This is a genomic window from Haemophilus influenzae (genome assembly GCF_003494325.1).
Taxonomy (GTDB): Bacteria; Pseudomonadota; Gammaproteobacteria; order Enterobacterales; family Pasteurellaceae; genus Haemophilus; species Haemophilus influenzae_I.
The window spans coordinates 40,086-56,218 of the sequence record NZ_QQIK01000003.1 but is presented as its reverse complement, the minus strand read 5'-3'; the positions used below and the strand labels follow the sequence as shown (position 1 = coordinate 56,218).

The following is a 16,133-nucleotide window of genomic DNA, read 5'->3' as shown; positions in this document are numbered from 1 at the left end:
TGTGTGTTATTCTTGCGCCTATGCAAGGGGTTTTTGATCCCTTTGTACGCCAACTTCTCACCGAAGTGAATGACTACGATTTATGTATAACAGAATTTGTTCGCGTAGTTGATCAACTTCTCTCTGAAAAAGTATTTTATCGTTTATGCCCTGAATTAAAAAATCAGGGCTTTACTTCTTCTGGTACGCCTGTGCGAGTGCAGTTGCTAGGGCAGAATCCAGAATGCCTTGGTATGAGATTCAAAAAATCTTGCAAAAATATGCGAATGTCGAAAATGAATATGACAGCGGTTTTTACCATGTGGCACGAATTAAACAATGGTTACGTTATTTGAATAAGGAATATGATGAAGCGAACAAAGTGTTTGATAAGATTAAGACCTGCCAAACTGCTGAAGATTTGAAATTACGGTTAAATGAGAAATAAAAAACCTGCTAATCAGCAGGTTTTCTTTTTCTAAATTATTTAAAAATTCACCGCACTTTTTAATTTTTTCAGTGCATTAGTTTCTAATTGACGAATACGTTCCGCAGAGACATTATATTTTGCTGCCAAATCGTGCAATGTAGCTTTGTTATCATCTAACCAACGAGCTTTGATAATATCCTGACTACGTGCATCTAGACTTTGTAGCGCCGCACTTAATTGCTCGGTTGCTTGGCTTTCAAAGTTTTCATTTTCAAGCTCTGCTGCGAAATTAGAACTTTTATCTTCCAAATAAAGGGCTGGAGAATAGGTCTCTGTTTCTGCATCATCAGTAGGTAAATCAAAACCGACATCCGCACCGCTCATTCGAGACTCCATTTCGATCACATCTTCTTTGGAAACACCCAATTCATTTGCGACCATATCAACTTCATTTTCATTGAACCAACCTAAACGTTGTTTAGTTTTGCGTAGGTTGAAAAATAATTTACGTTGAGCTTTCGTGGTTGCGACTTTTACGATACGCCAGTTACGAAGAACATATTCGTGGATCTCAGCTTTAATCCAATGTACAGCGAATGACACCAAGCGTACACCAACTTCAGGGTTAAAACGTTTAACTGCTTTCATTAAACCGATATTGCCCTCTTGGATTAAGTCAGCTTGTGGCAAACCATAGCCAGAATAGCCACGCGCCACGTGGATCACGAAACGAAGATGCGACAAAATGAGTTTTTTCGCTGCATCTAAATCCTCGTGATAATACAAACGTTCTGCCAATTCCTTTTCTTCCTCTGCGGTCAGCATCGGATATTCATTTGCTGCACGAATATAACCTTCGATACTGCCTTGAGGAACTAACATCATTTGTGTTTCTTTATCCATCGTTTCCCTTCTTTATTTTGGCTTTTGCCAATCAATGTACTTAGTTATAGCACAATAAGCTATCTTATTGAACCAATTTGTTAATAAGACAGATTTTATCAATTGAAAGTTCAATTATTATAAAATTACGTGATAATTTGCTCACTATTTACTTCGCCAGTTGCACTGATAAATCGTACTTCAGGTTGTAAATATACACCAAATTTTTCTACAACAGTTTGGCGAACGTGATGAGCGAGTTTGACCACGTCTTGTCCTGTTGCCCCGCTTTTGTTAATTAATACTAATGCTTGTTTTTTATGAACCGCAGCCCCACCAATTTGAAAACCTTTAAGATTGCATTGATCAATCAGCCAGCCTGCCGCTAATTTCACTGAGCCATCTGCCTGTGGAAAGTGCGGTAGATTTTCGTGATGTTTTTTGATTTCTTCAAAATGTTCTGAACTGACAACGGGATTTTTAAAGAAACTCCCTGCATTACCCACTTCATTGGGATCAGGTAATTTACTTTGACGGATATGACAGACTTCATTAAAAAGTTGTTTAGCGGTGACCGTTTTCGGATCGAACTCTACAAGCGAACCATATTTTAGAATAGGCTGCCAATTTTTTGTGAGCTTTAATCCAACCGCTGTAATCACATAACCTTGCTGATAACGATGTTTAAAAATACTCTCACGATAACCAAATTCACATTGTTCTGTGTCGAGTCTAAAGGTTTCGTTCGTATTTAAATTAAGTACCTCCACATAATCACATACATCTTTAAATTCAACGCCATAAGCACCGATATTTTGAATGGGGGCAGAGCCTGCACAACCGGGAATCAGAGCCAGATTTTCTAAGCCATAAATACCATTATTAATAGACCACTCCACCAATTTATGCCAATTTTCCCCGCCATTGACGTGAAGATAGTGAAAATTTGCATCTTGTTCGTGCGTAATCCCCATTAAACGATTAAGGATCACGATGCCATTAAAATCATCTAGAAATAGAACATTACTTCCTTGACCTAAAAAAAGAGTGGGTAAATTTTCTGATTTAGAATGCGCCCACACTTGTTGTAGCTGTTCGATACTATGTGCTTCAATAATTTCACGAGCATTAGACTGAATGTGGAAAGTGTGAAAAGGTTGTAAATTTTGCATTTTGATGTCCTAATATAATGTATCTGGCAAGGTAATTTTGACTTGTGTGCCGCCTTGTTCACGGCGATGAATATGCAATTGTGCATTAAGCTGACGACAACGTTCCGCCATAATATTCAAGCCGTAATGCCCTTCAGGCTCCTCAAGATTTGGAATGCCAACCCCATCATCTTCAACTAAAATTTCATACTCGCCTTCCGCATTAATTCTTGCGCTAATTTCAATTACCGTGCCTTGAGAATGTTTGATCGCATTGGTGGTGGCTTCACGTACAATTTGCAGAACGTGAACCAGCTGTTGAGGGTTCAAACTTTGTGAGGGTAATTGACAATTCACATTCATTTGCATTGTTGTTTGCGAGCGTAATGAATCAATCACTTGTTTTAGTGCAAGCTGTAAATTCGCTTCTTGTATAGTTAAACGGAAAGTGGCTAAAAGCTCACGTAACTGTGCATAACCACCAGAAAGGGCTTGTTCAAAATTGGCAATAATTGCCAAACTCTTTTCTTTTGATTGTTCGTCTTCTTTCTTCAGGTTATGTTTGAGCAAAGTAAGTTGAATTTGTAAAAATGATAAGACTTGAGCCAAAGAATCGTGCAACTCTCGCGCAATAATTGAGCGTTCTTCCATTAATAAAATCTGTTCTTTCTGACGTAAATTTTTATGGAAATAAAGCGCACGAGCAAGCATTTGCGCTAAATTTTGCATAATTCGGGGATCTGGACAAGGTAATCCTGCTTGCCAAGACAGTACTCCTAATTCTTCGTTATCCACAGAAAGGGTTTCGATTTGTAGTTCATTATTAGCATCTTGCTTACCCAATGTAATATCCCAATGTTCAGCCCCCATCACTTCCACTTTAACGAAGTTCAAATGGTCGCTAATAAAAATGTAATTCAAAACTTGATTTAAAATTTTATCGTTAATTGTGTTTGTATTCAGAAGTTGAGCACTTTGATAAAGAGTGCTTAAAGTGCGGTTAGTTTGACGCAACTTTTGCGTTTTTTCGTTTACCGCTTCTTCTAAACGGGAATAAAGCTGTCCCAGTTCTGTGGACATTTGTGTAAATACGCGAGCCAGTGTGCCAAGTTCGTTTTGTTTCCTTGTGTCAAGCGGAATATGATTGAATTGACGCATTTGCACTTGCATACTGGCTTTTGTCATTAAATGCAAAGGTTTCACAACTTCTCGGTTTGTATACCAAATCACATAAGACACCATCAGCAAAATTAACAACATCGCAAAACCTAATACTGAAACGCCTAAAATCCATTTTTGCTCACTAAAACGTTGTAGTTCAAACACAAAATAATCAACATCTGCCACATAGTTAGTAAGCTGCTTACTATAGTTTTTTACATCCTGTTGGCGCGCATATTTTTCCATGTTCGTCCAACGTTGCAAAATGTTTTGATAGGAATGTTTTAATACATTCGGTGTGAAAAATTGATTTTGAACTTCTAGTAAAGCAGATGAATGAAGGCTTATATGATAACGGCGTAAGTTCGTTTCCACGCTTTCTGGTTGTTCTTGCATTTCATAAAGTAAGCGATAACTTTGCATACGCAAAGAACCTGAAATATTAATGGCTTCGGCATCATATTTATTACTGCTCATAATTGCCAAACTCAGAGAACTAATCACACCAGCAACGATAAGAATGATAAATAAATATTTCGCAATACGGGTGGAAACGGAACCTTTAGTATACACAGGAAACTCCAGTGGAAATTTAGAAAAGTGCGGTAAAATTTTTATTTCTTTTTAAATTTAGCCCAAACTTTATCTTCTTGACCACGCCATAAGCGTTGAATGTTATCGTGATGACGATAAATTAATAGGCAACACACCAGTGCAACAGGAAAAGTAAATTCAGGTTTAAACCACCACACATAAAAAGGCACAAGTAATGCAGAAATAACCGCACTTAATGAAGAATAGCCACTAACAAGAAAAACAAAGATCCACGTACCAAACATTGAACCTGCAACAGCCCAAGAAATCGGTGCGATTGCCCCAAAGGCAGTTGCAACACCTTTGCCACCTTTAAATTGAAAGAAAATTGGGAAAATATGCCCTAAACAAGCACCAAGTGCGACCATTCCTAATTCAAATTGAGTAAGACCTAAATAATACCCTGCCCATACAGGAATCATCCCTTTTAACATATCAAAAATAAGCACCGCCAAGGCAGACTTACGATTTCCAATGCGCAACACATTTGTCGCCCCAGGGTTGTGTGAACCATTTTGACGTGGATCTGGCAAGCCTGCAATGCGACAAATTAAAATCGCACTGGAAACTGAGCCTAAAAGATAGGCAAAAAGCATATAAAAAAGGGCGAAAAGGCTCATTTTGCACTCCAGCAAGAAAAACTGTTCGTTATTCTACCCAAAATTGATAGCATACGCCTACAATAATTTTAGAGGAAACCTTATGGATCGCATTTTTATTGAAGAATTGACTGTTTTTGCACAAATCGGTGTATATGATTGGGAACAGCAAATAAAACAAAAACTTGTGTTTGATTTAGAAATGGCTTGGGATTGTAAACAAGCGGCAGAAACGGATGATGTTGTATATTGTTTGAATTATGCTGAAGTGAGCCAAGCGATTATTGATTATGTGGAAAGTAAACCTTTCTTGCTGATTGAGCGAGTGGCTTATGAAGTGGCGGATTTGCTTGAGTCACGTTATCAACTTCAAGGATTAAAAATTAAACTGAGTAAACCAAAAGCCGTCGCGCAAGCTCGAAATGTTGGCGTATTGATTGTTCGTGGTTGTTTAAAATAATGTAGCGATAGTGGCTATTAAGAAATCTGACAGGCATGCAATTTAATTGATGTCTGTCAGATTGGCTTTATGCTTTTACCTTGTGTTCTGAATAGTTATTGTTCAGTTTCTAACTCTCCAACACTCACTTTAGTATTATTACCTTTATCGCCGAATTGTTGTTCTTCGCAACCGTTACCTGCATCACAAACTGCAACAGAAACAAGTTTTTCAACATCTAAGCTACTCACTAACTTTGTATTAATGATTTTTTCGCTTGAGTCCGTAACATTCAATTGCTCAGCAGACAAGTTGCTGGCTCGCACACCGTTAATTTTGTCATAAAGTCTAGCAAAACTACGTTCACTGAGTTTGGTAGAATCGCCTTTAATTTTTGTTTGATTAAAGTTTTTCTCACGAGGAAGTTCAAAGAATGTGAAATTTGAATTTGATTTTACCTCAATTTCTACCCCTTTGGAGCTTAAATAAGCTGTCCCACCGTTTGGTGCTAAGGCAGTGATGTCAGCATTTTCAATGGTTGTTTTGGTATTTGCGTTATCACCAATAGTAAATGCCATATTGGCAATATTCGCATCATTATCAATTGAGCCAGGCGCACCATTAATGATCACTTCTTTCCCAGTTCTTCCTCCAGTGTTAATTGCGGTAATTTTCAAGTCATCTTTACTGTATTTACCTGCAATTTTTGTATCGCCATCAGTTCTAAAGGTGTAACCCTGATGAGATTTCACAAAAATAGAACTTTTTTCCCCTATTAATTCCCCGATTAAAAACATCGTAGCATAAGGTGCTTTTGCAGATATATCGCTTTTCTCATCGCCCACGATTTTAATATGTGAGTTTACCATTGAGACTTTACCATTCATTCCTAAACGGTTAATTTGAGTTGAAATATCTTCTGAATTATCTTTATCAAAAGTAATATCAATCTTGCTCTTATCTAAGTTAATTTTTTCTGCCAGTAAATGTACAAATCCATTTTTCAGATTAATATTACTGTTAGAAATATTAATTTCTGTATCTTTAATAGCTGTTCGCCCTGTATTTTTAGTGGCAAACATATCAAAACGATGCCAATAGGCTTTATTCATATCTAAATCTAAATCATTGTAATATTTCCAACGGCGTTTGCGTTGATCTAACTCCGATAACTGCGTACGTTTGTCTAAATCTAACACACCGTATTCATATCTTGAATTATTACGGGATACCCCCCCATCAATGTAAAAATTCGTTTGTCCTGTGGCAACGATGTGATCTAAATTAACTTTTTTAAATCCACCTGCTACAACCACATCATCAACCTGATCAAATACTACATTACGCATATGAACATCAAACTTCTTGCGTTGTGTGATTTCCGTTCTACACCATCTTGGGTGATCACAGTTGTCTTTATTGATACTACGCCCCAATCCCATAGCTCCGTTACCAAGATTTATTTTGCTGTCAGTAATGGTAATATCTGATTGAGAATCTTTCTCATTCTGCAAACTGGTTATAAAAAATAAACGACCTGTTGAATTAATATCCGCATTATTGATATTAATATGACCTTGGTTAGTTAGCTTTAATAGCGAATCTGAGCCTTTAAAGGAATTTATATTAATATTTCCTGAAATATTAACGTCCTTTCCTTTAAGATTCACTTTTCCATTATTAGCTAGTAATGAACTTAACGCATCTGTTTGTATAAATGAACCCGTACCCGTTTTATCTTTCTCTTTCTCTTTCTCTTTCTCTTTCTCCGCAATACGAATATTTTCATTGTCTGGCACGTCAATATTAACTTCTGTATTTAATCTTTTATGCTCATCGCTATAGTGCTTTGTACCATCGTCACGTCCAAAGTTACCATTGATATTAACGCTTTTGCCTTTAAAGTCGATTTTAGGCGAGGTAACTTTTGAGCCAGTTTGAGAAGTGATTTTTATATTGTCTTTAAGTTCCTTATTTGAGGTAACATCAGCCCCAAAAGTAACTATCTCCCCTTTAATATCACTTTTATTATTCAACTCAACATTGCCAGCAGATAACACAACCTTGCCGTTTCTATTACTAACCTTAGTTGCTTCTAACACACCATTATTCACAACCAAGCTATCTAATGCTTGATTACGCCCTTTTGCATTTAGCGTAATGTCCCCTGCTTTAATAATCCCTTCATTTTTAACAATACCCCGTACTGCATTATCTTCTAGTGCCACACTTATACCGCTATCTGGTAATAAGGTAAATGTAAAATTATCGCCTGAGGATAAATATACTTTGCCATTGTTTGTAGCGTCAATTTCCCCTTCATTGATAACTTCATCGCCATTAAGTACCACGAAATCTTTCGCCTTAATTTTCCCTTTATTGATAACTTGACCTTCTGTTACCACCTGACCTTCTTTTGGCACCTGACCATCTTTTGTTTTACGGGTAAATTGATAGCTATTGCTATTGCCCTTTTCACTGATTTGCTCTAAATCTTTGGTTGTTGCAAATAAACCAGCTACATTAATTTCTGCCTCTTTGGTAATAATAACCCCATTAGGGTTTGCTAAATAAACTTTACCGTTTGCCTTCAATTTCCCTTGGATTTGACTAGCATTGCCGCCAATTACACGGTTATATGCCACAGCATGTTCGCTAGGCTGTTTAAATTCCACTTCTTTATTTTGACCGATGTCAAAACTATGCCAGTTTATTTGAACTTTATCGGACGTTTGATTAATCGTCATTTTATCTGCAATAGTTTTATCAAAAGTTGCCTGCCCAACAACTACTTTATCCTCTTGTGGCAAACCCTGTGTAGAGGCATATGCCGCACCAGTGTAAGTGGTCAAAATGATAAGAGAAATTACATTTAATTTATACATAGCATACCTCCTTAGAAAGTTTTAATCATAGAAAGCCACAATTGGTGTTTATCGGCATTATCAATATTGTTATCAAGCGGTTTGGCGACACTGACGTTGATGGCATAGCTGCCAGCATCTGAAAAAGAAAGTCCTGCACCAACGCTTTGTAATTTCACGTTATTTTTCACGTCTTTTGCGAGAGATTGGCTATTTTTATAATATTTCCCGAAACCATAGTCATAGAACAATGAACTAACTAGCACACTTTGGGAAAAGACTGGTAAATAATGTTTGAATTCTGTTTGTATCAAATGCCCTTCATCCACAGAAGCCGCACCAGCTTGATGTCCACGTACTCCAGACAAACCACCAAGCAACATTTTCTGTGAGCTTTCAAGGGTTTTATCGGCAAACTGACCGTTTATACCAATATTGAAAGCAAAAGATTTTGGTAAAATTTGCTCGTGAGACAAGCGGTAGTTATATACCGTAAAATGCGATTGTGGTTGAAAATTCTCTACTGCATTATGTTGTTTTTCACTAGTTTGATTCGCTAAATTACCGAACAAGGTAGATAATGAAAAATAAGTTGTCCCATCTTTAATAAGATTCCAAGAACCGTCAATCCCTGCAGTTAAACTATTTATTTTCCGTTTTTGTTTCGCATAAACCGCCTGTTGTTTATCCGTAAGGTTTTGATGATTAAAGCTCACTTTAGTACTTAAACGAAAATTTGGTGTACGGATTGTTGGGTGCAACAAATAAGCCCCTAAGGTATGGGAATGCCCTTGAGATTGTAATGATTTAAAATTACCACCTAATTTGTAGTGGAGATAGTTAGCAGTTACACCAAAACGCGTAGAATAACCATCAATTAAAGAGGAATAATCTATACGAGCATTTTTTAAATTAGCCTGATTAGAACTCAGTAAATCCAATTTCAATTCATCGCCCCAGCCAGTCAAATTATTTACCTTTGTCCCAGCAGCCAAACGGTAACGCCCCGTATACTTGTTACCTTGGTTATCTACTGAAACATAACCAGAAAAACGTTTTGCATCGTTAATCTTAATCAGTAAATTCGCTTCGCCGACTTTTTTGCCTGCGGAGAGTTGCAAACCAGCATTTACCCCTGGAACATCGTTTATTGTTAAAGCAAATTTTTCTAACTCATCTTTCAAAATAAATTCGGACGTATTCACTGTTGTATTAGAGAGACGGGATACAAATTTATTGCTTAATGCACTGTGATTTTGCAAGCGTATTTCGCCTACATTACCTTTGAGTAACAAAATTTTTACCGTACCTTGCTCAATTTCCTGCGGTGGTAAAATTGCTTTTGCCACTAAATAATTATTATTGCGATAAAATTCGCTGATCTCATTTGCTAAATTACTTAAATCTGACAGCGATACCTCTTTTCCTACATAATTTTTTAAAATATGTGCAAGCTCGTCTGTGACGACTTCTTGATTGTTTCGATCTAAAATCTGTACTTGCTTAAGTGGAAATTTCAGTCCTTGTTTATACTGTGCAGTATAAGGCGAATTTGCCGTTTGATTAAATAATTCGCCACTAGGTTTGGCTTCTGATTGAATTTGACGTTGTTCTAGTTCACGGTTCAATGATCCAGTATCTGGCCGATCTAATGCCATCACTGATTTACTCAAAACAAAGCCTAAACTGACCGCACTTGCAATAACCGAATAACGAGGTCTCATTTTCATTCCTTATGTCCTATTAATTGATAAAATTACAAAAATTGAGGGAAAACAGCTTTAGGGCGTTTTTCCAAAGTAAATTTAGAAGCTATAAACTGCACTAATTTTCGCATTACGACCAGTGCCTTCCATTAAACTAAACGCGGGTTGATATTTTCTATCAAACAAGTTTTCCAGTGCAAAATCTAAACGCAGGTTTTTCCATTCGCCTTTTAATGGTGCATAGGTAGCACGAAGATCGGTCAGTATATAACTTGGGTAGGTAACACTATGATCTTTAGGCACTCGGCGTTGAGCAGCGTAATGGGTTACTGTCGCTCCCACCGTGAATTTGTCTTTTACTAAAGCATAATTTACCCCTACGCCGATTTTGCTTGCGGCAATGTTTGATAAAGCTTCGCCACTATCTTTATCTTTACCTTTGGTGCTGCCATAGTTAGTAAATAGCGTTAAACGTTCTGTTTGGTATTGAGCTTGCAATTCAATACCGCTTAAACGGGCATTAGTTATGTTTTGATACTGGGAATTTTTTGGCAACAATGCTCCATTTGTATTTGGATTTGCACCTGCACTTGCACTTGCACTTGTCTTTGCATCATTAAATATTTTTAAGTTAATAAAATCTTTCACATCATTACGGAAATAAGTCGCTTCAATTTTGAATTTATCGCCTTGTTTAAACAGACTATCAAAATGTAGATTTGCGGTAATTTCTTTATTTTTCGCTGTTTCAGGGCGCAAATTTGGATTTGCTACAAATCTATTGATGTGATCTAGCCCTAGAGTATTTGCCCCAAAGTGAGCACCACTCACAAATCGCTCTTGCATAGATGGTGCTCGGAAAGCTTCATTATATTTGGCAGTAAAATCTAACCAATTGGTCACTATCCAAGTTAATTTTGTGGCAGGAGATAAATGATTATCCTTGTATTTTACGGTTTTACTTGAGGTATCGTAGTGGTCATAACGTACACTTGGCGAAACTAGCAATTTTTCCCCAAATAGCGGAATATGGGCGATTAAATAAACGCCTGTAGTGTTTGAATTCGCATTATAGGGGTCCGCTCGAAACTTCGCATCGCTACCGTTTGTGCCTCGTTCGGTACGGATTTTATCTCGCATATAATCCACCCCATAAACAAAGGAAATGTGAGATAATTCGGAAGAATTACGTAAATTTATACCTCGGGTAGTCAATTTAGTCTGATCTTTCACACCACTGACTTTACGCTGTTCTTTCTCAATAGTTTTATTGTTATACAGTGCGATATGCGTATTTAGATAAGGATTATCTGGCGTTAAATAATAGTTAAATACCGTGCTTTGATCAGGAATTTGTTGATCAGTTAAATAACTGACACTACCTAAACGTGTTTTCACTTTAGAGTAAAACTCTGATCTTTCTGATGGTGATGGTTGTGTTGTAGGAGGAAGAAGAAGATCGTCTTTTTGTCCGTGGAACTTTTTGATTTGATCTGTAATTTGTTCATTAGTAAGTTCGTTTTCCACCTCATTATTGCTTGGTGCTGTTTGTTTAAAACGAGTTTCGCGGTGGGATAATTCCACGCGGTTCGCATCATTAATTTGCCAACCGAATTTTGCTAAGCCCCCAAACTGTTTATAGGCGGTATTATTTAGCTTGTTGCCTTTACCAGTGCGTAAATTATCCGCATTATTATAGAAACCACTAATAAGAACATCGAATTTGTCATTTGCCGCAAATACAGAAACATCCTTTTCCGATAAATTATTAGCAGTTTGATAACCTTGGCGAATTTTAACTCCGAATTTGTCATTATTTTTCAATAAGTCTAAAGCATTTGGCGTACGCATTGCCACAACACCACCCAATGCACCGCTACCCCATAAGGAGCTACTTGGTCCTTTGATTACTTCAATTTCTTGGATGAGTGACATTGGAAGAAAATAAGAACCTCTATGTGCTAAATCAAAATTTTGTCTTACGCCATCAATAACTTGCACAACACGATTATCACTTAACCCTCGAATATTAGGTTTTTGAGCAATGCTTCTCGAACCGCCTCTAACATCAACATTGGGAATGTCTTCTAAGGCATCTGCAACACTAGTCGCTTGCTTAGAAAGAAGACTATCTTTAGATTGTTTTTCTGGCGTATAAGCAAACCTACTTGGATCTCGTGTCGCAATAACGTTGATAGAGTCTAATTCAACGGATTGCGCTAGCGCATTTGCTGTCACTAAGGTTGTTGTAATTGCAAGGGAAAGTTTAGAAAATCGCATCTGTTTTCCTTATTGTAATAATTAAAAATAGGAGAATGGCGATGATAATAACGATGATTACAATAATAATCAATTGGTTTATTTATAATCATTTGCATTTAATTGCGTAAAATTCAAACTAATTTTGGATTTCAATCTGTACCTGCAAAAATTGGACTAAATAAGCGAGAGATTAAGGTATAGATTTTTATGACTAAATATAATTATTTTGACAGCAAGTTATTGATTTTTAACTTAAAAAAATAAAGTTCTTACTTTCCAAAAACAACTTTCAAGTTGGCTATATTAAAACCATCTAAGTTTTGAGATACAGATTATTTTTTCAAAATAATCCCAATTTTTTCATTTGTTCAATGACGGGTTCCACTTGAATCTCTGCCATCAAATTTTTCCCTTTTAGTTTGGTTGCCCAAGGTAGTTCAGAAGATGGTTTGCCAAATTCTTTTTGGGCATTTTTTTCATATACTGATACCACGTTATCTAAATTATTATAAGGTGCAGTCCGCAAAGGATTGTGATAGGCATATAAGCCAATAACGGGTGTTCCTTGTGTTGTCGCAATATGGGCAGGACCAGAATCTGGCGAAAGCACCAGATCAACCTTAGAAATTAAAGCAGTAAGCTGTTTTAGGTTTGTTTTTCCTGCAATATTGGTTGGCGTGAAATGGCAAAGTGCGGTAATTTTTTCGACTATTTCTAATTCACGTTTCGCTGGCGAACTGCAGAAAATCACATTGATATTATGCTGATGGGCAATATTGGCAATTTCTGCATAACGTTCAATTAGCCAATCTTTTTCTGCTTTGCTAGAACAAGGGGAAATCAATAAATTTTTACGAGAGAAATCAATAAATTGATCGGCAAATTTATAATCATCTTCTGAGATAGCTAATTCCCATTTTGGTTCTGATTTCGGTACACCAATATATTCAGCAAAAGCCATAAATCCATCTAATACGTGAGGGGAAAAAGGATCTGTAATACGACGATTTACAAATAGCCATTGCCCTTCGCGAGAACGTTTTTCTCCAAATCCAATTTTGAATTTTGCTTTAATTCCTAAAGAAAGGATTGATGCACGAAATGCTGTTTGCATATTTAATAGTGCATCAAACTGCTTATTTTTTAATTGTTTCCAGAGTGATAAAACGCCTTTCCATCCCGCTTTTTTATCGTAAGGAATAAGCGTGATATTAGGAATGCCCGAAAGCAAACCCATTTCAGTTTTGCCTACAATCCAAGTCATTTCTGTTTGGGGATAATATTCTTGAATGTGCTGAACCACCGCTAAGGCGTGGCAAACATCGCCTACAGCAGACAATCGGAGAATACAAAGAGATTTTGGAGCTTCGGTAAAAAATGGCATTGACGTTCCTTTATCATTTAATTTGTGCCTATTTTAAAGTAGAATGACCCCATTTTCTATTCATAACAACGTTCTAATGCAGCAATTCCAACAAGATAACCAATATTTTATCTTTAATTTTGACCGCACTTTTGAGCGAGCAACCAAGTTTTTCCAAGCGGAATTTTGGCAAAAACAAGAACGAGTGATAGGAAGTGCAAAAGGTCGAGGCGTCACTTATTTCTTGCAAACGGAAGATTGGTTTGGTGTAAATTGTGCGTTGCGTCATTATTATCGCGGTGGACTTTGGGGTAAACTGAACAAAGATCGTTATCGTTTTTCTGCTCTTGAAACTACCCGTAGTTTTGCTGAGTTTCATTTGTTGCAACGTTTGTATGAAGCGGGGTTACCTGTGCCTAAACCCATTGCTGCACGTATTCAAAAAGGCAAGTTAGGTATTTGCTATCAAGCGGATATTTTGACGGAAAAAATCGAAAACGCGCAGGATTTAACCGCACTTTTACAAACACAAACATTGCCAAAAGAAACTTGGATGCAAATTGGTCGTTTGATTCGAAAACTACATGATTTACAGATTTGCCATACAGACTTGAATGCACATAATATTTTGCTTCAACAAACTGAACAAGGGCAAAAATGTTGGTTACTGGATTTTGATAAGTGCGGCGAAAAATCTGGAGATTTTTGGAAAGTGCAGAACCTGAACCGTTTAAAACGTTCCTTCGAAAAAGAAGTTGGACGAATGAATATTCAATTTACCGAGCAAAACTGGGCTGACTTAACGGCAGCTTATCATCAATAAAAGGACTAATTATGAAACAAAAAATTGTACTTGCTACAGGCAATAAAGGAAAAGTAAAAGAAATGGCTGATGTCCTATCTGATTTTGGTTTTGAAGTGATTGCGCAAACAGATTTAGGCATTGAAAGCCCAGAAGAAACAGGCTTAACTTTCGTTGAGAATGCGTTATTAAAAGCACGTTATGCCTCAGAGAAATCAGGTTTACCTGCTATTGCGGATGATTCAGGCTTGGTGGTTTCCGCACTTAATGGCGCACCAGGTCTGTATTCTGCTCGTTATGCTGGTGAAGAGGGCAATGATGCTAAAAACCGTGAGAAATTATTGGCAGAGCTTGCTCATGTTGCACAAGATAAACGCCAAGCCAAATTTGTGAGTTGTATCGTGTTTTTACAACATCCAACGGATCCATCGCCAATTATCTCCGAAGGCGAGTGTTGTGGCGTGATTGGTTTTGAAGAAAAAGGCGAAAATGGCTTTGGTTATGACAGTTTATTCTTTAGCCCAGAACAAGGTTGCACATTTGCTGAATTAGAAACGGTTGAGAAGAAAAAAATTTCTCATCGAGCAAAGGCATTGAGTGTTTTAAAAAGTAAATTATAAAGTTAATAAAATTATTTAATCTATCAAAAAAATAACCCTAAAAATAATAATTCACACGTTAATCAGAGATAATTTCATGACAGACAGACAGACAGACAGACAGACAGACAGACAGACAGACAGACAGACAGACAGACAGACAGACAGACAGACAGACAGACAGACAGACAGACAGACAGACAGACAGACTGTCAGTCAGACAATGAATATTATATTTTCGTCTGACAACTATTATGCACCTTATTTAGCTGTAAGTATTTTTAGCATTATTAAAAATACACCTAAAAAAATAAATTTTTATATTCTTGATATGAAAATAAATCAGGAAAATAAGACCATAATAAATAATTTAGCAAGCGAATATTCTTGTAAAGTATTTTTCTTGCCAGTTTGTGAGTCAGATTTTCAAAACTTTCCAAAAACAATAGATTATATATCTTTAGCTACTTACGCTAGACTAAATTTAACTAAATACATAAAGAATATAGAAAAAGCTATTTATATTGATGTGGACACATTAACAAACTCTTCACTTCAAGAACTTTGGAATATAGATATAACGAACTATTATTTGGCAGCATGTCGAGATACTTTTATTGATGTAAAAAATGAAGCTTATAAAAAAACAATTGGTTTAGAAGGAGATTTTTATTTTAATGCGGGCATATTATTAATTAATTTAAATAAATGGAAAGAAGAAAATATTTTCCAAAAATCAATAAATTGGATGAATAAATACAATAATGTTATGAAATACCAAGATCAAGATATTCTAAATGGTATCTGTAAAGGAAAAGTAAAATTTATTAATAATAGATTTAATTTTACACCAACGGATCGAGATTTGATTAAAAAGAAAAATTTATTATGCGTAAAAATGCCAATAGTTATTTCTCATTATTGTGGTCCAAATAAATTTTGGCACAAAAAATGCAGTCACTTAAATTGTCATATAGGAAATTTACTTTTAAAAGAAATGGATAAAATTATTGATATACCATCATCTTGGTATGATCATTTTGAGAAAATCCCTTTTTTAATTAAAATAAAAAGATTAAGAAAGAGAATAAGAGATAAATTAATATATGGTATCTATTAAAATCAACTGTTTTAATAATTATCAAGGTTACATCTTACTAAATTATTAGTATCTTCTAACTCTGAATTAGCTCAATAGCTTTTATTGCCTATTTTTTAACTAATCTTTTAAAGATTTTTATTTTTTAGAGTAAAAAACTTGACTAAACCAGAGTAAATCTTTATAGTTTGCGAACCTTTTAC

General features: G+C 36.1%; 12 protein-coding genes and 1 pseudogene. 5 read left to right on the top strand and 8 right to left on the bottom strand.

Annotated features, from left to right (window positions below):
- Positions 1–20 precede the first annotated feature (20 nt).
- A pseudogene (locus DV356_RS05835) lies at positions 21–427 on the top strand (tRNA-dihydrouridine synthase).
- Between the two features lie 39 nt (positions 428–466).
- On the opposite strand, the gene rpoH reads toward DV356_RS05835, so the two are convergent.
- From rpoH to plsY, 4 genes are all read right to left on the bottom strand, one after another.
- Positions 467–1,312 (bottom strand): RNA polymerase sigma factor RpoH, encoded by an 846-nt coding sequence (gene rpoH / locus DV356_RS05830; RefSeq protein WP_005653377.1) that lies wholly within the window; start codon positions 1,310–1,312, stop codon positions 467–469.
- A gap of 125 nt (positions 1,313–1,437) precedes the next feature.
- Positions 1,438–2,463: a UDP-N-acetylmuramate dehydrogenase gene (murB, locus tag DV356_RS05825; protein WP_118806659.1), complete on the bottom strand. Its 1,026-nt coding sequence runs from the start codon at positions 2,461–2,463 to the stop codon at positions 1,438–1,440.
- Between the two features lie 9 nt (positions 2,464–2,472).
- Positions 2,473–4,176 (bottom strand): nitrate/nitrite two-component system sensor histidine kinase NarQ, encoded by a 1,704-nt coding sequence (gene narQ, locus DV356_RS05820; RefSeq protein ID WP_118806658.1) that lies wholly within the window; start codon positions 4,174–4,176, stop codon positions 2,473–2,475.
- Positions 4,177–4,217: 41 nt separating this feature from the next.
- Positions 4,218–4,817, bottom strand: coding sequence for a glycerol-3-phosphate 1-O-acyltransferase PlsY (gene plsY, locus DV356_RS05815; protein ID WP_005656208.1), 600 nt, complete (start codon positions 4,815–4,817; stop codon positions 4,218–4,220).
- A gap of 82 nt (positions 4,818–4,899) precedes the next feature.
- Here plsY and folB point away from each other — a divergent pair, with 82 nt between their 5' ends.
- Entirely contained in the window at positions 4,900–5,256 is a 357-nt protein-coding gene (gene folB / locus DV356_RS05810) for a dihydroneopterin aldolase (RefSeq protein ID WP_005668190.1), read from the top strand.
- Positions 5,257–5,351: 95 nt separating this feature from the next.
- Here the strand turns inward: folB and DV356_RS05805 are convergent, their stop codons facing one another.
- The 4 genes from DV356_RS05805 to DV356_RS05790 all read right to left on the bottom strand — a co-directional run bounded on the left by DV356_RS05805 (position 5,352) and on the right by DV356_RS05790 (position 13,451).
- Complete coding sequence (locus tag DV356_RS05805) at positions 5,352–8,120, bottom strand: filamentous hemagglutinin N-terminal domain-containing protein (protein WP_118806657.1); 2,769 nt, start codon at positions 8,118–8,120, stop codon at positions 5,352–5,354.
- A gap of 11 nt (positions 8,121–8,131) precedes the next feature.
- The gene (gene hxuB, locus DV356_RS05800; RefSeq protein ID WP_118806656.1) at positions 8,132–9,829 is read right to left on the bottom strand and encodes a heme/hemopexin-binding protein HxuB; all 1,698 of its coding nucleotides are present in this window, start codon (positions 9,827–9,829) and stop codon (positions 8,132–8,134) included.
- 75 nt (positions 9,830–9,904) lie between these two features.
- Positions 9,905–12,085 (bottom strand): heme/hemopexin-binding protein HxuC, encoded by a 2,181-nt coding sequence (gene hxuC, locus DV356_RS05795; RefSeq protein WP_118806655.1) that lies wholly within the window; start codon positions 12,083–12,085, stop codon positions 9,905–9,907.
- A 322-nt stretch (positions 12,086–12,407) separates the two neighbouring features.
- A complete protein-coding gene (locus DV356_RS05790; RefSeq protein ID WP_075985505.1) occupies positions 12,408–13,451 on the bottom strand; it encodes a glycosyltransferase family 9 protein in 1,044 nt (347 codons plus the stop codon).
- Positions 13,452–13,527: 76 nt separating this feature from the next.
- Between DV356_RS05790 and DV356_RS05785 the strand changes: the two genes are divergently transcribed.
- The 3 genes from DV356_RS05785 to DV356_RS05775 all read left to right on the top strand — a co-directional run bounded on the left by DV356_RS05785 (position 13,528) and on the right by DV356_RS05775 (position 15,951).
- Complete coding sequence (locus tag DV356_RS05785) at positions 13,528–14,253, top strand: 3-deoxy-D-manno-octulosonic acid kinase (protein WP_075985504.1); 726 nt, start codon at positions 13,528–13,530, stop codon at positions 14,251–14,253.
- Positions 14,254–14,264: 11 nt separating this feature from the next.
- Positions 14,265–14,852 (top strand): RdgB/HAM1 family non-canonical purine NTP pyrophosphatase, encoded by a 588-nt coding sequence (gene rdgB / locus DV356_RS05780; RefSeq protein WP_042603012.1) that lies wholly within the window; start codon positions 14,265–14,267, stop codon positions 14,850–14,852.
- Positions 14,853–15,054: 202 nt separating this feature from the next.
- Positions 15,055–15,951, top strand: coding sequence for a glycosyltransferase family 8 protein (locus DV356_RS05775; protein ID WP_042593467.1), 897 nt, complete (start codon positions 15,055–15,057; stop codon positions 15,949–15,951).
- The last annotated feature ends 182 nt before the right edge of the window (positions 15,952–16,133 follow it).